The organism is Halobacillus mangrovi, from assembly GCF_002097535.1.
Taxonomy (GTDB): domain Bacteria; phylum Bacillota; class Bacilli; order Bacillales; family Halobacillaceae; genus Halobacillus; species Halobacillus mangrovi_A.
Genome location: NZ_CP020772.1, coordinates 358268 through 379930 on the forward strand (window position 1 = coordinate 358268; position 21663 = coordinate 379930).

General features: G+C 44.2%; 16 protein-coding genes and 2 riboswitches. Of the genes, 13 read left to right on the plus strand and 3 right to left on the minus strand.

Annotated elements, in window-relative coordinates; genetic code table 11:
* The first annotated feature begins 67 nt into the window (after positions 1-67).
* A complete protein-coding gene (locus tag HM131_RS01960) occupies positions 68-1624 on the plus strand; it encodes a PTS transporter subunit EIIC (RefSeq protein ID WP_085027418.1) in 1557 nt (518 codons plus the stop codon).
* Between the two features lie 252 nt (positions 1625-1876).
* Here HM131_RS01960 and HM131_RS01965 read toward each other — a convergent pair whose 3' ends face one another.
* Positions 1877-3055: an MFS transporter gene (locus tag HM131_RS01965; RefSeq protein WP_085027420.1), complete on the minus strand. Its 1179-nt coding sequence runs from the start codon at positions 3053-3055 to the stop codon at positions 1877-1879.
* Positions 3056-3137: 82 nt separating this feature from the next.
* On the opposite strand from HM131_RS01965, the gene yeiL reads away from it, so the two are divergent.
* Positions 3138-3809: a transcriptional regulator YeiL gene (gene yeiL / locus HM131_RS01970; protein ID WP_085027422.1), complete on the plus strand. Its 672-nt coding sequence runs from the start codon at positions 3138-3140 to the stop codon at positions 3807-3809.
* Positions 3810-3958: 149 nt separating this feature from the next.
* Here yeiL and HM131_RS01975 read toward each other — a convergent pair whose 3' ends face one another.
* On the minus strand, positions 3959-5323 hold the full coding sequence (locus HM131_RS01975) for an APC family permease (RefSeq protein ID WP_085027424.1): 1365 nt from the start codon (positions 5321-5323) through the stop codon (positions 3959-3961).
* 363 nt (positions 5324-5686) lie between these two features.
* Positions 5687-5794: riboswitch (guanidine-I (ykkC/yxkD leader) on the plus strand.
* Positions 5795-5859: 65 nt separating this feature from the next.
* Between HM131_RS01975 and HM131_RS01980 the strand changes: the two genes are divergently transcribed.
* The 7 genes from HM131_RS01980 to HM131_RS02010 all read left to right on the plus strand — a co-directional run bounded on the left by HM131_RS01980 (position 5860) and on the right by HM131_RS02010 (position 15694).
* The gene (locus HM131_RS01980; RefSeq protein WP_085027426.1) at positions 5860-6579 is read left to right on the plus strand and encodes an urea amidolyase associated protein UAAP1; all 720 of its coding nucleotides are present in this window, start codon (positions 5860-5862) and stop codon (positions 6577-6579) included.
* A 28-nt stretch (positions 6580-6607) separates the two neighbouring features.
* Complete coding sequence (locus tag HM131_RS01985; protein WP_085027428.1) at positions 6608-7258, plus strand: urea amidolyase associated protein UAAP2; 651 nt, start codon at positions 6608-6610, stop codon at positions 7256-7258.
* Between the two features lie 57 nt (positions 7259-7315).
* Positions 7316-10954, plus strand: a complete 3639-nt coding sequence (gene uca, locus HM131_RS01990; RefSeq protein WP_085027430.1) for an urea carboxylase — start codon at positions 7316-7318, stop codon at positions 10952-10954.
* Positions 10951-12696, plus strand: a complete 1746-nt coding sequence (gene atzF, locus HM131_RS01995) for an allophanate hydrolase (protein WP_085027433.1) — start codon at positions 10951-10953, stop codon at positions 12694-12696. Before uca ends, atzF begins: the two co-directional genes overlap by 4 nt.
* A 796-nt stretch (positions 12697-13492) precedes the next feature.
* A complete protein-coding gene (locus tag HM131_RS02000) occupies positions 13493-14362 on the plus strand; it encodes an alpha/beta fold hydrolase (RefSeq protein ID WP_085027435.1) in 870 nt (289 codons plus the stop codon).
* Between the two features lie 277 nt (positions 14363-14639).
* Positions 14640-15008 (plus strand): CidA/LrgA family protein, encoded by a 369-nt coding sequence (locus HM131_RS02005; RefSeq protein WP_085027436.1) that lies wholly within the window; start codon positions 14640-14642, stop codon positions 15006-15008.
* Between the two features lie 26 nt (positions 15009-15034).
* Entirely contained in the window at positions 15035-15694 is a 660-nt protein-coding gene (locus HM131_RS02010) for an LrgB family protein (protein ID WP_232324916.1), read from the plus strand.
* Positions 15695-15738: 44 nt separating this feature from the next.
* Here HM131_RS02010 and HM131_RS02015 read toward each other — a convergent pair whose 3' ends face one another.
* Positions 15739-16605, minus strand: coding sequence for a phosphorothioated DNA-binding restriction endonuclease (locus HM131_RS02015; protein WP_085027440.1), 867 nt, complete (start codon positions 16603-16605; stop codon positions 15739-15741).
* 313 nt (positions 16606-16918) lie between these two features.
* Here HM131_RS02015 and HM131_RS02020 point away from each other — a divergent pair, with 313 nt between their 5' ends.
* The 4 genes from HM131_RS02020 to HM131_RS02035 all read left to right on the plus strand — a co-directional run bounded on the left by HM131_RS02020 (position 16919) and on the right by HM131_RS02035 (position 21597).
* Positions 16919-17662, plus strand: coding sequence for a hypothetical protein (locus HM131_RS02020; protein ID WP_085027442.1), 744 nt, complete (start codon positions 16919-16921; stop codon positions 17660-17662).
* A gap of 328 nt (positions 17663-17990) precedes the next feature.
* Entirely contained in the window at positions 17991-19502 is a 1512-nt protein-coding gene (locus HM131_RS02025) for a malate:quinone oxidoreductase (RefSeq protein ID WP_085027444.1), read from the plus strand.
* A 189-nt stretch (positions 19503-19691) separates the two neighbouring features.
* Positions 19692-20228, plus strand: coding sequence for a sugar O-acetyltransferase (locus HM131_RS02030; RefSeq protein ID WP_269749128.1), 537 nt, complete (start codon positions 19692-19694; stop codon positions 20226-20228).
* A gap of 65 nt (positions 20229-20293) precedes the next feature.
* Positions 20294-20392: riboswitch (SAM riboswitch) on the plus strand.
* Between the two features lie 95 nt (positions 20393-20487).
* Positions 20488-21597 (plus strand): 5-methyltetrahydropteroyltriglutamate--homocysteine S-methyltransferase, encoded by a 1110-nt coding sequence (locus tag HM131_RS02035; RefSeq protein WP_085027448.1) that lies wholly within the window; start codon positions 20488-20490, stop codon positions 21595-21597.
* The last annotated feature ends 66 nt before the right edge of the window (positions 21598-21663 follow it).

Below are 21663 nucleotides of genomic sequence, written 5' to 3' on the forward strand. Positions count from 1 at the left end.
CGGGCTTTATCGTCCGGGTCTCCTCTCGATCAATCACGAAAGCGTTTCCTTAAAAGGAGGATAAGTTGTGAAGAAATATTTTGGTAGCTTACAAAAGTTCGGAAAATCGTTGATGGTTCCTGTCGCACTGCTTCCCGCGGCCGGAATATTACTTGGTTTTGGTGCTGCCCTCACTGGGCCTCTTGCTGATTCCCTTACTTTTTTACAAAATGACATTATTCAACTCATTGGTAACGGGATGTCCGATATCGGGATCAGCATATTCAATAATCTAGCTGTCATCTTCGCGATCGGTGTTGCGATTGGATTAACAGGCGGCTCAGGAATTGCTGCGCTTGCGGCCCTGTTAGGTTATATCATTATGAATAAAACCATATCTTTTGCCATGGGAATTACACCAGAGATGGTTTCTGAAAGCGGAGAATACGGAATGGCCCTTGGAATTCCGACGCTTGAAACCGGAGTTCTCGGAGGTATTGTAGTCGGACTGCTCGCGGTTTGGGTCTACAATAAATTCCACGAATTTGATCCACCAGAAGTGTTAGGCTTTTTCGCTGGAGATCGTTCGGTAGGAATTGTGATGGTCTTCACCTCCATCTTTCTAGCCTTAGCGATGATGGTGGTTTGGCCGCCGATCCAAACGGGCATTAATGCTGTCGCAAACGTCATTGCGAATGGCTCAACGAATCCTCTTTACATCGGTCTTTACGGCTTTCTTGAACGTGCCTTGATTCCTACCGGTCTCCACCATATATGGTACGCGCCTTTCTTGTGGACCTCTTTAGGGGGTACCACGGAAGTTGCTGGAAGTATGGTTTCTGGAGACCAATACATCTTCCTGGCCCAAATTGCTGAAGGAGTTGAAGTGACCGCTGGACGTTTCATGGCGGGTAAATTCCCTGTCATCATGTTTGGTTTACTGGGTGCCGCTTTAGCGATGTATCGTCGTGCCGATAAGAAAAACCAACCCGTAGTAAAAGGAATGCTGATTGCAGCTGCAGGTACGGCCTTTTTGACAGGAATTACAGAGCCGATTGAATTCACGTTCTTGTTTGTTGCTCCTCTATTATTCTTGTACCATGCCCTGCTTGCCGGCGTTTCTTTCGCCGTTATGTATATGCTTGACGTACACCTGGGTTGGGCTGGAGGATCCGGTCTGATTGACTTCGTATTAGTTAACGCCATCCCAGGAACAGGGAATTGGTGGATGAACCTCGTAGCTGGAGCTGTGTTCTTCGTCATCTACTACTTTTCTTTCTCATTCGCGATTAAAAAATGGGATCTTGCTACACCTGGCCGTGGTGGACAAGAGAATAAGCTCTACACCAGAAAAGATTTCAATGAAAAGAAAAAAGGAAGCAAATCAGAACAAACGAGAGAAACAGCCGCCGCAATCATGGAAGCTCTTGGTGGAGAAGAGAACCTGAAGCATGTGGATGCTTGTTTTACCAGGCTGCGAGTCGAAGTAGCTAAAGTAGATCAAATCCAGGAGGAGCGCCTGAAAGAATTAGGGGCAGCCGGTGTTGTGAAAGTCGACCACAATATCCAAGCGATCTTCGGGGGACGTTCTGATCTTTATAAAAATGAAATTAACCGCATTCTGAAAGATTCCCCTGCATCGTAATGAAAAGGCGTTCTACTCTAAGGAGTAGAACGCCTTTTTACATGAAAGGATATGCCTGACGCCCAAATAAAACCTTAACAGGGGGGAGGAACTTTCATAAAATAGATTTGTGGAATGGTTCTAAAAATATACACATTAAGTAAAGCTGGAGCACCTGTTTTTCTAGTGATCCAGCCTCTTTTACTTCTAATCTGATTTACTCATGATGTTTAAATTTGATGACTATACGTACTTGAATCTTACCAACAGGTCTCACCCCGCCATCTCAGCCTCCAGCTCACTTTTTCGCTCCAGCTTTTTATAAACGATCGCAATCAGCATGGATGGAATCGTAGAAACGACCATTCCAAGAAAAGCGTATCCAGGCTCAATCTCATATAAGAATCCGCCAAAAACCGTAAAGACGGCTGTACTCCAGCTCATCGCGATGGCCGCGTAGATGCCTTGCGCCTTTGGAATTAACTCTGGGGAGATATTTTTAATTAAGTATTGCATAAATGCGTAATGCCCCATCGCAAACGAGCAGGCATGCAGCACCTGTGAAATCGAGAAGACCGCGACGCTTGGAAAAGCAAATACGAGAATCCAGCGTATCGTTGAGCCGAGAGCGGCTAAGATCAGCAGGGATCCTGGCGTGGAATTGCGAAACGCTTTGTCTGCCATCATGAAGAAAATAATCTCTGCGATGACGGCAATATTAATGATCGCGCCAATTAAATAGGTTGGCGTATTGATTTCCTGTAAATAAATATAGCCATAGTTGTAATACGAAGCGTGCGCAGCCTGCAGGAGTATGACTATGATCAGGACGATGCCAAAGTGCTTCACTTTAAACACTTTCAGCATGCCGCCTTTTACTTTATCACTCGCTTGCGGCTTTTCAGATAAGACCTGAGGCGCGCGTAGTAAGCCAAGGCAGATAAAGACCAACAAGCCAGCGAGAAGACCCCACAAGATCACTTCATCGCCAAATCGTCCGGTAAATAGGGTAAGGATCATCCCGCCAGCGACGAATCCGAGCGATCCCCACGAACGGCTCTTGCCGTAATCGTGCAGCTGCCGATGCTGTACGAGCACACCGGCTGCCGTATCTAAGGCAGGCATCAGGGTCGGGTAGAAAAAGTGTAAAAATAACACGACGACCATCAGGCTCATAAACGACTCGGCCGGAATCGATAACAGCAGGGCGATGATGGTGCCGAGCGTCATCGAGTTGATTAAGAATTTACTGCTGAATCTATCGGATAGCTGTGGGAAGGCGAATAAGGTGGACAGGCCGCGGACGACAAGTCCTAAGCTCATAATTAAGCTTGCCTGTGCTACCGACATTCCCTTCGCATGGATCATCCATCCTGTAAAATAAGGGAGAAAGATTCCCCACGTTAAATAAAAACTGAAAAATTGTCTGCTCATCCAGCGATATGTGTTCATTGTTCCATTCCTCCAATGATTGCATCATATCAGGAAGAAAACTACAATAATATGAGAAATATCATAGTTTGGACGGATGAAAATGAAGAAAATCACGAACCAAAAGAAGCAGCGCTATTTAACGGAACACCCGATCACCGATTTATTTTCTTTTCCAATTGAAGAGTATATCGAAGTCCACGAATATCAGCGAGATGAATGGATTATCCGGGAAGGCATGCGCCCGGACTATTTATTTTATGTCATTGAGGGAAAAGCGAAGATTTATGTCACGTATCAAAATGGGAAGAGTTCCCTGATTAATTTTATTAACGACGAGGAATACATCGGTGAAATGGAGCTCGTCAATGAAATTTACTATACCAAAGGCATCCAGACCTCTACGAAGACGGTCTGCTATGCGATTCCTCTTCACCGCTTTCGAAAGCAGCTGCTGGAGGATACGAAATTCCTCCTCGAGCTGACGAAATTCTTGAGTATCAAAGCAGGCAACATGGCAGCAAAATACTCGCAAAGCCTATCATTTCCATTGGAGAACCGGCTGGCTGATTTTATCCTGCAGACGGCGGATGGACAGGTATATAAAGAGAAGCACGTAACCGTCTGTGATTTCCTCGGCGTTTCTTATCGTCACTTGCTGCATGTGCTGGCCCAGTTTTGTGAGAAGGGATTTTTGCAAAAGGAAGGGAAGCAGTATCATATCAAAGAACGCCAGCGGTTACGTGAACTAGCTGGAGTGTTGAAGAATGGATAATTCCACCTGATTGGAACCGCTTATATCCTTATCTTTTTGTATTGGTGTCTTCCACATTAGAAAATTATGAATGTTCATGGGAAGAGCTCTCATACAGAAACCTCCTATCCGTTCAAATGAACGATAGGAGGTTTTTGTGTAGTAATCTATTAAATGGCCTTTTTTTCTTGCTCCGGTGCTTTCTGTTCAATCGATTCGGCATCTGGTAGAGGTTTCGTGAAAAATTTAGTTAAATAGATTAAATAGACGGTACCAGCAGCCACCCATGCCAATCCTCCCATGATGGTCGGCAAATCAAGTAAAGCTAATAGCCATGCAATGAAGGCAGCTCCTATGAGAGGAAAAATAATGTTCGTCAGTGTTCCTAAAACTGAGAAGCGTTTTTTGTTTTTGAAAAATAGAGTGATTACGCATATATTAACAAAAAAGAAGGCGCTGAGTGCCCCGAAATTCACGAATCGAATAGCATCGTCAATACTTATAAAGATGGCCAATAAGGAAATGATTGAAGCGATCACAATATTAATAACCGGTGTTTTAAGGGTAGGATGAACGAATCCGAACCATTTATTTGGAAGGATAGAATCGCGTCCCATCACGTATAACAATCTTGAAACACTAGTCACAGAAGCCAGGCCTTGTGTGAAAATGGCTGCGATTAATACGGTTATAAAAATAGAACGGAGAATGCTTCCTCCTACAATTCCGACTAATTCGAGGGCGGCTGAGTCCGGATCAACAAAGCTTAAATTTGGAAGAGCCGTCTGGATGAAATAGGACGTACCAACATGGAGAAAGGCTACAATACTAATCATGATAAAAATCGCTTTTGGGATGGTTTTCTTAGGTTGAATGGTTTCTTCTGAGAGAGTGGTCATGGTGTCAAAGCCAAGGAAAGAGAATACAACGATCGAAGCTCCAGCTAAAACAACAGGCAGGGACATATCGACATTCAGGAAAGGTTCTGCGGACATTAAACTGCTTGCGCCTCCGGTGCTCAACAATCCATAGGCTAAATAGCAGCAAAAAACAATCATAAAGATGATCTGCAGAATAACGAAAAGGCGGCTGATGTTCGCCGAAGAGTTCACCCCTCGAATCGCTATCGCAGCAAGAAGGACTATTAATCCGATGATCCATACATAAGCAGGAACGGAAGGAACCTCGGCATGAAGGAAAATTCCAAACGTAATACAGGCAATTATAGGAGCAAATAGGTAATTAAGAAGCAATACCCATCCTACTAAAAATCCTGCATTTGGGTGGATAGCTTTCTTCGCAAAAGTGTAAGCTGATCCGGAAATGGGGATTTTTTTGGCCATAATGGCATAGCTTGCGCCTGTGAAAAGAACAGCAAGAACTGCCATCATATAGGCAGCTGTTAGAAACCCATTTGATCCTTCATAAGCGACCCCGAAAACAGAGAAATAAATCATAGGCGTATTCCAGGCTAGTCCTAAGAAAATGACTTGCCATAACGTCAACGTCCTCTTCAATTCTGGTTGGTTATTCATAGTAACCCCTTTCTAAAGGCGAGAATAGTAGCTAGATTCTTTCGATCGAAAAATCTTATAGCCTTTATTCTTCGGAGGAAAATAGAAGATTGCAACATAAATGTTAGATTTTCTAACATACTTTAGTGTTAATGAAAGAGTTATGAATACCCTTCCATTAGCTCTGCATGTAGGGTTATAACCTCATAGAAAAATTATGGAAAAATTCAGATTCCCGCAGTTAATTAATAATTTCTGGAAATTAGTAAATGGTAATTAAAAAAACTTTGTCAGAAAACCTAACATAAGTGTTGAAGAGACTTATTTGGCCCGCTATACTGCTCACAACATCAAAAATTTAATAGGGTTCCCGGCAACGGGGACAAAAAAGCTTTCTAGGGTTCCGTTGATCTATGATGATCAAGGCTGGTCCGAGAGAAGGCGGTATAGGGGAAATCCCTATATACACGGAGGGACAAAAGCCTGGGAGATGACAAATCTCCCAGGCTTTTTTTATTTATCTTCTTTGCTATCCAAATTCTTAAGGAGGACTCAAAATGGAAAATCTATGGAATTTAACTCTTGGTTCTGGTGCAAAGTGGTCTGGGATCATTTCGAAAGGAAAGCTAATTCGAATTCGAGCACTTGAAGATGGAGCGAATCTATCAGGTCTGCTATTTAATGCTGGTAATCTTACCGAAAGTTACAACATGCCAGACACCTTAAAGGCGCAGCACACCTCGCGTTTAACGAGAGGGAATGTGCTGATGAGTGATAACGGAAGGGCGATGGCAAGTATTGTAGAGGACGATTTAGATTGGCATGATCCGATTGGAGGGTATACCACACGCCAGTTAACAGATGAGAAATATGGAAAGACAACCTTTCAGGAGAACCAAAACGAATGGTTCAGAAGCGGGGAAGAGAACCTGGCGATGGAATTAATGAGAAATGGATTACAATTTAGGGATATGGTGCCGGTTTTTAACCTTTTCTCAAAAATTAAAGTGGATGAATTCGGTGATATGCACTTCATAGAGGGCCATTGTAAACAGGGAGATACCGTCACATTGCGAACGGAAATGGATGTCGTGCTTCTCCTTTCCAACACTCCCAATCCACATGACCCGAGGAAGGACTATCCATCCGTGCCGGTAGAGATAGAGGTTCTCCCGGCTGAATCTGTGAAAGAAGATGATTATTGCGTAAACTACCGTCCGGAAAATAAACGGGCTTTTGAGAACACCTGGGATTATTACAAACTCGTTACTCAGTAAACAAATACTCTTTAGGAGGAATTTAAAAATGACTATGTTAACCAAAGTGAAGAGTTCACGTGAAGCAGCGGATGCCGTTTATGATTATGCCCTTCCTGCAGGCGAGGGTTGGATGTATGAATTAGAGCCTGGCCAAGTGTTACGTCTGGTCGATACAGAAGGAAATCAGGCAGCTGACACACTTTTCTATGACGCGGACAATCCAGAAGATCATTTCAGCGCCATCCACACGATATCTGCACAAAAGAATGTGTATTTAACGACTGGATCAAAGCTAATTTCCGAATCGGGTAAGGAGCTGCTGGAAATCGTAGCAGACACAGTAGGGCGTCATGACACACTGGGAGGAGCCTGCTCCGCGCAAAGCAACACGGTTCGGTATGCTCATGACAGACTTCCGATGCACAATTGCCGGGATAATTTTATGCTCCAGCTGGCGAAGCATGGAGAAAGCTTCACCAAAAGGGATATTGCGCCGAATATTAACTTTTTTATGAATGTCCTTGTTACTCCTGAGGGCGGATTATCATTTGAGGACGGGATTTCCGGTCCAGGTCATTATGTAGAAATGAAAGCCAAATGCCGTACAAAAGTTCTGATTAGTAACTGTCCGCAGTTGAATAACCCATGCAGTGGGTTTAATCCAACCTCCATTCGACTTCTTGTTTGGGATCAATAATTTTTGAGTTAAATTATCGGAATATTCTTTTTACTAAAACGAAAAGGGGTCATTACTATTTTTACAAAAGTACTTATTGCCAATCGCGGTCCAATTGCTGTACGTATTGAGCGGACTTTAAAGAAACTGGGAATATCCTCCGTTGCTGTATATACAAAAGCTGACCAGGACAGCCTTCATGTTGATTATGCGGATGAAGCCGTACAGATCGGAGAAGGCCCTGCGGGAGAGAGTTACTTAAATGCTGATCTTATCCTTCAAACAGCTATTGATACAGGGGCAGAAGCCATCCACCCCGGCTATGGTTTTTTAAGTGAAAACGCAGAATTTGCCCGTGCTTGTGAGGAGAAAGGGATTGTCTTTATCGGTCCGACGGCCGACCAAATGGAGATCTTCGGCTTGAAACATTCGGCTAGAGAGATGGCGAAAAGGGCAAAAGTGCCATTACTGCCGGGTACTGATTTGATTGAAGATCTTGAAGAAGCGAAAGAAGCAGCCGAATCCATTGGGTATCCGGTTATCCTGAAAAGTACAGCTGGGGGCGGTGGAATCGGGATGCGTGTCTGTGCGGATGAAGAAGCCCTAAGTGCTGCCTTTGAAGGTGTTCGCCACCTGGCCGAAACGAATTTCAAAGATGGTGGACTATTCTTGGAAAAGTTCATCGCGAAAGCTCGTCACGTGGAAGTTCAAATTTTTGGTCGCTCAAATGGAGAAGTAGTGGCATTAGGAGAAAGAGATTGTTCCATTCAGCGCAGAAATCAAAAGGTGGTCGAGGAAAGTCCAGCTCCTGGGTTAACGGAACAAACACGAAAGAGCATGGCGGAAGCAGCTAAACGTTTAGCTTTAGAGTCAGGGTATAGCAGCGCAGGTACGGTTGAGTTTTTATATGATCCTGATTCTCGTGAATTTTACTTTTTGGAAGTAAACACAAGACTTCAAGTCGAGCATGGAGTGACAGAAGAGGTCCTCGGAATAGACTTAGTCGAATGGATGGTTAAAAAAGCGTCTGGTGACCTAAGCAAATTAGAGACTAAAGTATCTCAACCTCAGGGGCACAGTATTCAAGCGCGTATTTACGCAGAAGATTGTCTCCATGATTTTCGTCCAAGCGCAGGGTTTCTAGATAAGGTTGATTTTTCTAGTGAAGCAAGGAATGAAACGTGGGTGACAGACGGGGTAACCGTTACGACGCTATACGATCCTATGCTTGCTAAAGTAATCGTCCACGGGAAAGATCGTGAAGAAGCGATTCATAAACTGCAGGCTGCTCTTTCTCAAACAAAAATGTATGGAGTCACATCGAATATTCAATACGTTCAATCCCTTCTAGGAGAATCACGTTTTAAAAAAGGTGACGTATTCACCCAGTTGTTAACTGACTTTCAACCAGACGAGAATGCCTTAGAAGTAATCGACGGTGGAGTGCAAACCACAGTTCAAGATTATCCGGGACGAACGGGTCACTGGGATGTAGGGGTTCCGCCATGTGGTCCGATGGATGCTTATTCTTTCCGCATTGGCAATCAACTGCTGGAAAATGAGGAGAATGCCCCGGGGTTGGAGCTGACCCTCAGGGGAGGAACGTATCGTTTTCGCAGCGACATGTGGTTTTGTTTAACAGGAGCGGATATGGCAGCTGAATTAAACGAGGGTCCAGTGCCTCTTTACAAGCCCGTGTTAGCGAAAAAAGGACAGACACTATCCTTCAAGGAGTCAAAAGAAGGTATGCGTGCCTACCTGTTGATCAAAGGCGGGTTTGATATGCCTAAGATTCTAGACAGTTCATCTACGTTTACGCTTGGAGGGTTCGGCGGTCACGGTGGCAGAGAACTTCGCCCGGGAGACGTGCTAAGGGTTCATGGAGGAAAGCAGCCTGAAGTGATAAATCAACTTCCTATAGAAAAGCGACCGCAGATAAAAAATCATTGGACCATCGGTGTCATACCTGGTCCGCACTGTACGGAGGAATATTTACAGAAAGACTATTTGACTCAATTAACGGAAACGGAGTGGGAAGTCCACTTTAACAGTTCTCGTACAGGGGTACGTTTAAAAGGACCCGCTCCTCATTGGACGCGAGAAGACGGAGGGGAGGCGGGACTTCACCCTTCCAATATCCACGACAATGCCTATGCTGTAGGGACGCTTGATTTGACTGGAGATATGCCGATTCTGCTTGGGCCGGATGGACCAAGTCTAGGTGGTTTTGTCTGTCCTGTAACGACAGCTTCTGCTGAGTTTTGGAAAGTTGGTCAGCTTTACCCGGGGGATACCATACATTTTCAACTATTAAGTATGGAAGAAGCAAATAATCTTCGGCAGGATCAGGAAGATAAACTTGCGAGCATTGGAGAGGGAGATAGTCAGGACCTTTCAGAGGATACTCTTCCAGCACCGAATCCTAATCTCACCTCCAATTATCCGATATTTCAATATGAAGAAACGAATCGAAGATTCCCTATCACGATTCGCTGCAGTGGAGATGAATACCTCCTTGTTGAGTATGGGGAAATGGAGCTTGACTTAAAGCTGCGTTTTCAGGTGCAAGTATTAATGGAAGAAATAGAATCACAAAATAGTCTTCCAGTCATAGAGATGACTCCTGGTGTTCGCTCGCTCCAGATTCACATTGATCCATTAAAAATGTCTGTAAAGGAAGCAAGTCAAAAAGTGCTTGAGATTGATGGACAATTGCCTCCGCTTGAGTCCATTGAGGTTCCTTCAAGAATAGTAAAGCTTCCGCTATCCTGGAATGATCCATCAACCCAGTTAGCAACCGAACGTTATCAGCAGAATGTTCGCCCGGATGCGCCGTGGTGTCCTGATAATTTAGAGTTTATCAGACGTATTAATGGCCTTGAGAGTATAGAAGAAGTGAAAAGGATCGTCTTCGATGCAAATTACCTTGTTCTCGGTCTTGGTGATGTGTATTTAGGAGCACCACTTGCCACTCCTACAGACCCCAGGCATCGACTGGTCACAACGAAATATAATCCAGCAAGAACTTGGACGCCAGAGAACGCTGTTGGGATAGGAGGATCCTATATGTGCGTCTATGGTATGGAAGGTCCTGGCGGATACCAATTTGTTGGACGGACAATTCAAATGTGGAACCCACTGCGTTCTACGGAAAGCTTTGAACCTGGAAAGCCATGGCTCTTGCGTTTCTTTGATCAGATTCAATATTACCCAGTGGAACCGGACGAATTAATGGAATTACGCGAAGACTTCTTGCGCGGTCGTTTTGAAGCGGATATTACAGAAACGACTTTTAACCTTGGGGAGTACTTAGAGTTTCAGGAATCGATTAAAGAAAGTGCGAAGGAATTTAAGGACCACCAGCAAGCTTCTTTCCAAGCCGAAAGAGAAAGATGGAAGGAACTCGGTATTGCGGAGCATGTGGGAGAAGAAGATACTGGCGGATCCATCATCGAGGATGAGATTCCGGATGGAGAAAAAGCTTCCCGCTGCCAGATGCCCGGTAGTGTATGGAAAGTACTCGTTTCTCCAGGGGATTACGTACAAAAAGGCGATGTTCTTATAATAGAAGAAAGTATGAAAATGGAGTTCCCACAAGAGGCCCCCTGCGACGGTTATATCGCTTCTGTGAAGGTGAATCCTGGGGATCAAGTGCAAGCGGGACAGGTGATCGCAAGTATTAAGGAAGAAAAAGAAAGTGTGGTGTCCGTCCATTGAGTACGATTCCTAAGGGGTTGACCATTCATTGGCTACAGGAAAATTACCAAAAAGGGCAAGTCACACCTCGTGAAGTGATCAATGAAATTATAGATCGTTCTAAGAAGGAGGAATCCATGAACATATGGATCACTCCGCCTAGTATGGAGCGGATTGAATATTATCTAGAACGTTTATCCTTCATCGACCCAGCTGAGGCTCCTCTATGGGGGATACCCTTTGCCATCAAAGACAATATTGATTTAAAAGATGTGCCCACGACAGCCGGATGCAAGGACTATGCTTATATACCGAAAGAACATGCAACCGTCGTAGACCGATTGATTCGTGCCGGGGCTATTCCGGTTGGAAAAGCCAACCTTGACCAATTCGCAACAGGGCTTGTAGGAACAAGAAGTCCATATGGAGAAACGTACAACGCCATTCGTGAGGAAATGATCAGCGGCGGCTCGAGTTCAGGCTCGGCTGTAGCAGTCGCCCGGGGCCAGGCTGCCTTCTCTTTAGGAACGGATACGGCCGGTTCCGGGCGCGTTCCGGCGGCCTTGAATAATCTAGTAGGATATAAACCTAGTTTAGGAGCCTGGTCGAAAAAAGGGGTGGTCCCAGCTTGTGAAAGCATCGATACAGTTTCTATATTTGCTCATACGTTGAATGACGCGCTTGTTGTTGATAAGCAGGTAAGAACAAAAGACGCTTCTGATCCATGGTCGAAAGAGATGCCCGTATCAAAAGAATCGAATTTAAAGAAGATTTGTCTTCCTAGTGAGCCCCTTGATTTTTATGGAAATTATGAACGCGAATATAAGAAAACATGGGAAGAGACTGTGGAAAAAATAAAAACACTTCATATTCCTATAGAGTATGTGGATACAAAATTATTTCAACAAGCTGCAGAAATTCTCTATGGAGGGCCTTGGATTTCAGAAAGATGGGCCGCTTTAGGGAAGTTTATAGAATCAACCCCAAATGCTGTCCATCCGGTGACAGAAAAAGTCTTGCGTTCGGGTGCTCCTGACCAGTATGATGCAGCTTCCTTGTTTGGTGCGATCCATCAATTGCAATCATTAAAACGGGAAGCAGAAGAGTTGCTTCAAGACTGTGTTCTGGTCATGCCTACTTGCGGAGGAACGTGGACAAGGGAAGAAGTCAGACGTGATCCTGTATCAACGAACAGTGATATGGGCCGTTATACGAATCATTGCAATCTGCTCGATTTGGCTGCAGTGGCAATTCCTTCAGGCGAAGCGGCTGGCGGCCTTCCGTTTGGAGTTACGCTGTTTAGTTTGTCCGACCAGGAAGCATTAATGGTTGAAGCGGCAGATTTATTTATGAACTCTTCCTCGACACATAAAAAGCCACTTATGAGTGAGGACAGTATCGACTTCGTGGTATGTGGTCTTCATATGAGAGGCTACCCTTTAGAAGAACAAATGATTGAATGCGGCGCTCAGTTTGTAAAAGAAGAGAAAACGGCTCCCAGCTACCAGCTTATAAAACTGCCTGGTCATCCTTCCAAACCGGGAATGATTAAGCAGTCAGAGAGTGGAACGAGTATTGAAGTGGAAGTATGGAAAATGCCTCTCAAATCCTTAGGTCAATTTATCACTTCTATCCCTGCTCCTTTAGGGATAGGAAAAGTGGAACTTCAAGATGGGAACGAGGTGTCAGGATTTATTTGTGAAGGGTATGCAGAACATTCGGCCGAGGACATATCACAATTAGGTGGCTGGAGACAGTTTTAAACCTTAAAATGAGCGTTTGAAGCGGAAGGAAATTCAGCATATATACCATTTCGATTGGTGATTTGATAGAGAGAACGGATGCCTTAAAAGGAAAAAGTGGAAACCAGATGAGGGGTTTCTGCTTTTTTTTGTAAAAGGGAGAGGAGTTAGTTTCACAGAAAAAAGTGCCTGCCCACTATGGCGTTAATACTTTAACAGAGTGGGGGCAGGCACTTTTAAAGTAGGATTGAAAATACAATCCTAGTAATAAAGCTCGTCTTCCTATTCTTTTGGAATAGGGAGACTTTTTTATGGGTAGATAACTATTATACTTCGGAGAGTAGGGTTCGTTATCACTTTGCAGCAATCGAATTACAAAACAAGAACAAATCCAAACAGACGCGAATGGAAAGATTTAAGAAATACTTGGAAAACAATCCAATGGAAACGAAATGCAAAGCTTAGGTTTTTGTGAATACGCGATCACTGCTTTATGCGGAGCGGGAGGTAGTGTTGGATGTTACGCTCTCGCAGGAGCGCTCGGAGTTACCTCAGGTGTTGGCGGTGTAGCCATTGCAGGTATCTGAGATATGATTGGCAGTCTTGGCTGTGCAGCTGCAACGAAAGCCATTTGTGGATAGTTGAATTTGAACATAGAACATAGATTGGCCTTCCCAGACAAAGTTTAGGAGGGCTTTTTTTATTAGGTTGTATTTCCTAATTTTCCAAAATGTGAGACCTCAAAATTGCGAATACAACATAAGAAGAGTAAAGTGTCTCGATGATAGAAATATGTGTAGAAAGGGTGGTAGAGATCATGAAAGAAGGCTATGTGAAAGTCAATGACGTCAATCTTCATTATGTCACAGAAGGAGAAGGCGAACTTATGCTGTTTCTCCATGGTTTCCCTTACTTCTGGTACAACTGGCATCATCAATTGGAGGAATTCTCGAAGGATTATCGAGTTGTTGCGGTGGATATGAGAGGGTACAATCTGTCAGATAAGCCAGAAGGGGTTTCCTCTTACGATATGTCCATCCTGGTTGAGGACGTGAAGCAGCTGATTGAAGCTTTTGGAGAGAAGGAATGCATATTAGTCGCTCATGACTGGGGCGGTGCGATTGCGTGGAAGTTTGTTTATACGGAACCTGAATACATTAAGAAACTGATCATGTTCGATGCTCCTCATCCGTACACATTTAGACGGGAACTAGAGGAGAATCCCGGGCAGCGGGAAGCAAGCAGTTATATGGGCTACTTCCAGCGCTCTGACTCTCATGACAAACTGCTGGAAAACAACGCCGAGCGGTTAAGAAAAATGATGACAATACCTGGACGGAGAAAAGGGTATTTGTCCAAAGAAGATGAACAGAAGTACATAGATTCGTGGATGCAGCCGGAGGCGATGAAGTCGATGCTGAATTATTACCGTGCGGCTTCTTTCTATCCGTTTGAGGAGCATGTTAAAAAGCCGCTGGAATTGCCTTATGAAATGTTTGAGTCCCCGACGTTAATCATTTGGGGCGATGCGGATCCCGCTTTTGAAAACAGCAACTTGGATGGGGTGGAAGACTATGTGCGTGACCTTACTGTTCACCGAATGGAAGGGGTAAGCCATGCCCCGCATCACGAAAAGCCGGAAGTGGTGAACCGTTATATGCGCGATTTTTTAGAAACAAAGAAATGAAGTAAAAAAGGTTGCTCTCTTTACGGGGGCAGCTTTTTTTATCAAGAAGGGTATTTCCGACGGGGGAAGATCGGGGTGACGTTGATAATTTCCAAGTGGATGCATCTTCATTAGAATTATGTAATCGTTTTCTATTAATGATAGCTCTACATCCGTTCTCTCCCAAAGGATTAACCGCGATTTTTACCCCTGTAAATCTATTGGAAATAGAGTTATCATAGTGAGGAAAATAAAAATGATAGGCCTCATCTGGCATTTTCAATAGAAAGAAGGATTTATGTTGCATAACGGAATCATCATACCTACACAAATTGCCCTATTGTATGGAATCTATTTAATCGGCAAAGGGATACAGAATCTGTTCGACCTCTTCATTCCCGGCAGTGTCATCGGAATGATCTTATTGTTTATCTTACTCTCATTTAAGGTGGTTCCAGAATGGCTCTTGCAAAGAGGAATCACGTTCATGATCCGCCACTTGCCTTTCTTTTTCATTCCCGCGACGGTCGGGATCATCAGCTATGCGTATGTGTTTAAAGGCAAAGGCATGCTGCTCATTGGAATCGGTCTGTTGAGCACGGTGCTTGTGATGGCGTTGGCTGGACTGGTCACCCAGTGGATGGTCAGAAGGAGGGAAGAAGCATGATTCAGATCCTGTTGGCTTTGGTTATGATGGTACTCACCATTGTTTCGTACATCGCTTCTCTCCACCTTTACCGGCAACATCGCAGGATCTACACGACCCCAGTCATTATCTCGACTTTGGTAGTGATCGTATTCCTGCTGCTTTTTCAAGTTCCCTATGAAACCTACATGATAGGGGGCAAGTGGATCGATCGTCTCTTAGGTCCGGCCGTTGTGGCGCTTGCCTATCCGCTTTATCAGTATAGAAAGGTTTTGAAGGAGATGTTCGTCCCGATTGTTACGGGAACAACGGTCGGAGCGGTGGTTGGAATCGGTTCCGGCCTATTGCTTAGTAAATGGGCGGGGTTCAGCAATCTAATCATCCATTCCATTGTGCCAAAATCGGTCACAACGCCTGTGGCGATGTCGATCTCTGAATCGACCGGAGGGGTGATGCCGCTCACTGCGGTGTTTGTCATGATTGCAGGGATCGGCGGGATGTTGATTCACCCGCTTGTCATGCGCTACAGTGGCCTGACGCACAGCGTCGGCCGTGGCGTAGGGATGGGCAGTGCTTCCCACGCGATCGGTACAGCCGCTTCAATGGAACGGGACGCGCTGGAAGGATCGATCAGTACAGTTGCGATGGTCTTGAGTTCTGTGATCGTATCGATTGTGGCACCTGGACTGACCTTGTTGCTTTTGTAGGTATCACATAAATAAAGCTCTGGTCCTTTTTTTGGATCAGGGCTTTATTTTGCTTCATATTGTTTGAATACTTCCTGTACGTGCCAGGCGGTAAAGTCTGGATTAGGAAGGTATAGCGAGGATTGAGGTTTGTGTATTTTACATCGATGAAAATCAGTCACCATTTGTTTAAACATCCCTCCGCCTTTGGCAACAGGGGAGATCCATATAACATCCTGATCAATGGTGAAGATCCCTTTATCAAATAAACGGTGGTGGAGGGAACAAAGCGCAAGACCATTGGATTCTGTATCCGGTCCATAAGCTTGATGCCATTTAATGTGCGCTGCTTCTAAGCCTATGGATTTGTTATGAATCGAGGCATGAAATCCACAAACGGCACATTGGTCTTCATAAGCCTGTAAAACCCTTTTCCGGAAGGTGGAATTCCGTTTGCGAAACATCCTGATCCCATAGTTTATCGCAAGTCCAATCTCTTCAAGTAACTCCTCGTGATAAGTTTCAGGAAAATGAAGGTCTAAAATGATCATAGCTATCGTTATATGTAGATCCTGGTGCATATCCAGTAAATTCAGGACTTCAGGAGTAAACGATCCGTGAGTTTGGTTTCTTAAAAGCTTTTGATCCGAAAAGTTGGAAGTGTGGTTCACATAGGGGGCAATCTCCCAGATGCCATCATTTTTCAAACGGACAAACGGATTAGATGTCTGGATCTGCTTGACTGGACGTCCGTATTCTTTGAGAAGGTATTTTAATTTTGGATGTGCTTCTTTGAAAGGAATTGATGTACGCCCCTGGTGATAGCACCCCAGTGCATAGAGGAGGAGTAATGGTTTGTGGGGCGCACGTACACCGTTGTTGGAAGCCGTTCTTATATTCTCGATTTTATTTATTAGGGTCTCTTTATGCATATCAACACCCTTTCATACTATGAATTTAGCAGTCTCCACTACCGATTCCAGGGGGATACAGCAAGAATATTTTATATCCTTCAAAGAAAATGATCTCTAATTAATAGAATACCATAACCATTATTACCCAATAAAACTTTATATAAAGCGTCCAAGAGTAACGCATACATTTTTTCAACGTAATAGAGGTGTGTGTTTTAACCATTACTATAAAAAAGGGAAGACCGACAAGAAATGTTACTTCTTCGAATTTGAAGAGGGGTGTAGGTTTATTAAATTTTGGGAATCAGTCTTGAAAGGGAGGAGGGATCGAATGCTTCATAATGAAAAATATATAGAAGGTTATAGCATTCATGCCACAGATGATGAACTGGGCCAGGTTGATGCGTTTTTATTCGATGACGAAAAATGGGCGGTCCGTTATCTTGTAGCAGATACACGGAAGTGGCTGCCAGGGAGAAAAGTGCTGCTATCGCCCATTTCCATTGAAAATATCAACCACCAGGCCGATCATATCTCTGTCGGGCTTACTAAAGAGCAAGTGAAGAATAGTCCGGATATTGATACAGAGCAGCCTGTATCCCGCGCCGAGGAAGCAAGAATGAACCAGTTCTTTGGCTGGGGGAATTATTGGGGAGAACCAGGGATATGGGGTCCAGGTTTTTATCCATCTGAGCTGGTGCAGCAGGAGATCCAGGAAATGACAGAAGAAGAAGCAGAAGAATCTCATGTTAGAAAAACAACTGAGGTTATAGGGTATCGCGTTTCTACTTATAATGGAGAAGCTGGCGAAGTCGATAGCTTTCTTATCGATGATGAGACGTGGAAAGTCCGTTATGTGGTCATCCGCTCCGAGGTTGAAGAAGATAAGAAGGTACTGGTATCTACGGACTGGATTACGGATGTGGACTGGGCAGATCAGAGTCTCCATATTTCTGTAGAAAAAGAATCATTCGTGAAAGCACCAGCTTACCACCCCGACCTTACCATCAATCGTGATTATGAAGAAACGATTTATAAAGCTTTCAATAAGCCTCCATATTGGATGGAGGGATAATCACTGGCCTTTCCTTTTTTTAAAGGGAAGGTCTTTGTTGTTTAGAAAGCTTTTTCAAGATGAGTCTGTTTTTCTTTTTTCAATGATGAAGGATGAAATAAAATTCCTGAGTTTCACTGAAACAGGCGTGCTGACAGGTGATTAAGGCTATCAGACTATGACTCTCTTTTTTTTCCAGCCTAAAATAGTGTATAATTATTAGAGAAGCGTGACTTTTTAATCTATAAAGCGTTATCATAGGAATAGTGGGTATATAAATAGTAGGAGAGGTGTGTCCAAATGACGATTGCACCTTTCCGGCAAACTCCAATTAATAAGGATGGTAAAAATGAACAGCAGAGAAATGAAGACAGACGTGATCTTAATTGGCGCTGGAATCATGAGTGCGACTTTAGGGTCGCTTCTGAAAGAATTAGTACCGGACTGGAATATTAAAGTATATGAAAAGCTAGGAAAATCGGGAGAAGAAAGCTCTAACGAGTGGAACAATGCAGGAACAGGACATGCCGCGTTGTGCGAGCTGAACTACACGAAAGAAAAGCCTGACGGATCGATTGATTTAAGTAAAGCGATTAAAATTAATGAACAGTTTCAGGTGTCAAAGCAGTTCTGGTCTTATCTAGTCAATAACAACAAGCTGAGCAATCCGAAAGAGTTTATCAGACCCCTGCCTCATATGAGCCTCGTACACGGGAAAGACAATGTAAACTTTCTGAAGAAACGCTTTGAAACCATGTCGAACAATCCATTGTTCAAAGAGATGGAATTTTCGGATGACCCTGAAAAACTGGCGGAATGGCTTCCGTTGATTATGAAAGACCGCAAAACGAAGGATCCGATTGCGGCAACTAAAATGGATACGGGAACAGACGTGAACTTTGGAGCGTTAACCCGTAAGCTGTTTGACAATCTGGAAAATAGTAGTGTTGAAGTGAACTATAATCATAGTGTTGAAGATATTAAGCGCACCGAGGACGGAAAATGGGAAGTGACCGTTCGCGACACCGTTGGCGAAAAACTCGCATGCGAAACGGCAGACTTTGTGTTTATTGGTAGCGGTGGCGGAGCTTTACATTTACTGCAAAAATCCGGCATTCCAGAAGGAAAAGGAATTGGCGGCTTCCCTGTAAGCGGACAGTTTATGGTCTGCAATAACCCGGAAGTCATTGAACAGCATGAGGCGAAAGTGTACGGAAAAGCTCCTGTTGGCGCTCCGCCAATGTCTGTACCGCACCTTGATACAAGATATATTGATGGCAAGAAATCATTGCTATTCGGGCCGTTCGCCGGCTTCTCGCCTAAGTTCTTAAAAGAAGGTTCGTTGATGGATTTGGTGAACTCCGTCAAACCGGATAACCTCTTAACGATGGTAGGCGCAGGCGCAAAACAAATGCCACTCACGAAGTACTTGATTCAGCAAGTATTGCAATCGAAGGAACAACGTATGGAAGCGATCCGCGAATTTATACCGGACGCGAAAAGCGAAGATTGGGATTTAGTCGTTGCAGGTCAGCGCGTGCAAGTGATTAAAGATACAGAAGAAGGCGGAAAAGGAACGCTTCAGTTTGGTACGGAAGTTGTGAGTGCAGAGGATGGATCAATCGCTGCCTTGCTTGGGGCTTCACCAGGGGCTTCTACTGCCGTTAACGTGATGCTTGAAGTCTTGGAAAATTGCTTCCCGCAGCATATCAAAGAGTGGGAGTCTAAGTTGATTGATATGATTCCTTCTTATGGCTTGTCACTGATGCAGAATCCGCAGATGATTGATGAAATTAAATTGTCGACTGCAGAGACGCTAGGTCTAGATCAAAAGGAAGAAAAAGACACCGTCTATAGTTAAAAGAAGTAGGAAACTCAATGGTGTTATATATCTATAAGAGAAGACCATGAAAAATTAGTAAATATCACGCTAGAATAACTTTAACAAAACCTTTAATCTATCATTAGATTGAAGGTTATTTTTTTATGAATAAGTCTAAGAATCGTTAAAAGAAAGGCAGGAACCGTAGTGAAAACAGAAAAAGAAAAAATGATAGACGGAGAATTGTATTTTCCAGGTGATAAAGAATTAGCAAAAGACCGGGCGAGAGCAAGGACTTTGGTTCGCTCTTTTAATGACACGAGCGAAGTAGAAGAAGAAAAGAGAGAATCTTTATTAAAGGAATTACTAGGATCGACTGGAGAACAAATCTATGCGGAATCAACGTTCCGGTGCGACTATGGCTATAACATTCATGTCGGAGAGAACTTCTATGCGAACTTCGACTGTACCATCCTAGATGGAGGGAAAGTGACGATCGGGAAGAATTGCATGATCGCTCCCGGCGTACATATCTATACGAATACTCACCCCATCAATGCAGAAGAAAGAATCTCAGAAATTGAATTTACAAAACCGGTAACGATTGGTGATAACGTTTGGATCGGGGGAAGAGCAGTGATCAATCCGGGGGTGACTATTGGCGACAATACGGTCATCGCATCCGGAGCTGTTGTCGTAAAAGACGTACCAGATAACGTAGTGGTCGGAGGAAAACCAGCTAAGATCATCAAACAGTTGGATTAAGGTCTTACTCTTGCCACTTTTTGGGTTCTTCCTGTATAGTAATCCATAACAGTTAAATACAACATCTCTTATCGAGAAAGGTGGAGGGACTGGCCCGACGAAACCTTAGCAGCAGGCTTGAAGTACTGTGCTAATTCCAGAAGCGTAAAGCTTATAGATAAGAAGAGAAATGGTTCGTTATGATTTTCAGCCCCTCTTCTTATCGAGAAGCGGGGCTTTTTTATTTTTAAATACATAAAAAGAAAGAGGGAATGTTCAAATGTCTAGTTCAACAGAAGTGAAGCGCGCACCATTCAAAGGAGATCACGTGGGGAGTTTCCTGCGACCGGAGCGCCTGAAAGAGGCCCGGGCGCAAAGAGCGAAAGGTGAAATTACCGCACAGGAATTGAAGAAAATCGAAGATGAAGAGATTTTTAAATTAGTAGAAAAGCAGAAGAATGCTGGATTAAAAGCCGTAACCGATGGCGACTTCCGCAGGAGCTGGTGGCATTTTGATTTTCTCGAAGGCCTGGATGGCGTTGAAGGCTATGATGCGGAGCAAGGATTGCAGTTTGATGGAGTAGAAACAAAAGCACGCGGCATTAAAGTGACGGGAAAAGTCGGGTTCACCGATCACTATATGATCGAGCATTTCCGCTTCCTGAACCAAATCGCAGGCGATGCGGTGGCGAAGCTGACGATTCCAAGTCCAAATATGCTTTTGTTTCGTGCCAAGATTGATGAGGGCGTCTATGACAATCAAGAAGACCTCGTCAAAGACCTGGTATCTGCCTATCAAGGCTTCATTGAAAGAATCTATGAGGAAGGATGCCGCTACTTGCAACTCGATGACACTTCATGGGCGACGTTCTTTTCTGAGGAAGGACGAGCGTCCGTTGAAGAGAAGGGACAAAACCCGGATGAAGTTGCTGAACTGTGTGCACGCGTGGTCAATGAATCGATTGCGAAACGACCGGAGGATCTGACGGTGACGATGCACATTTGCCGTGGGAACTTCCAGTCGACCTTCATGACGAGTGGCAGCTATGAAGCGGTATCGCAAACGATCTTTGACGGGCTTAAGGTCGATGGACTTTTCTTAGAATTCGATGATGAGCGTTCTGGCGGTTTTGAACCCCTTCGTCATGTGAACCGACCGGACCTTTCCATTGTGCTCGGATTGATCACATCGAAATTCGGCGAGCTTGAAGATTCGGATCACGTGAAGAACCGTATACTAGAAGCGTCCGATTTTGTACCGGTGAGTCAGCTATGCTTGAGTCCTCAGTGCGGATTTGCTTCAACCGAAGAGGGCAACAAGATTACAGAAGATGAGCAGTGGGAGAAAATCCGCCATGTCGTGAGTATTGCTGATGAGGTATGGCAGTAGGCTTGAGATGTTTGATTTTTCCTATGAATGGATATAAAACTATAGGATTTACTAAGGAGGAATCAA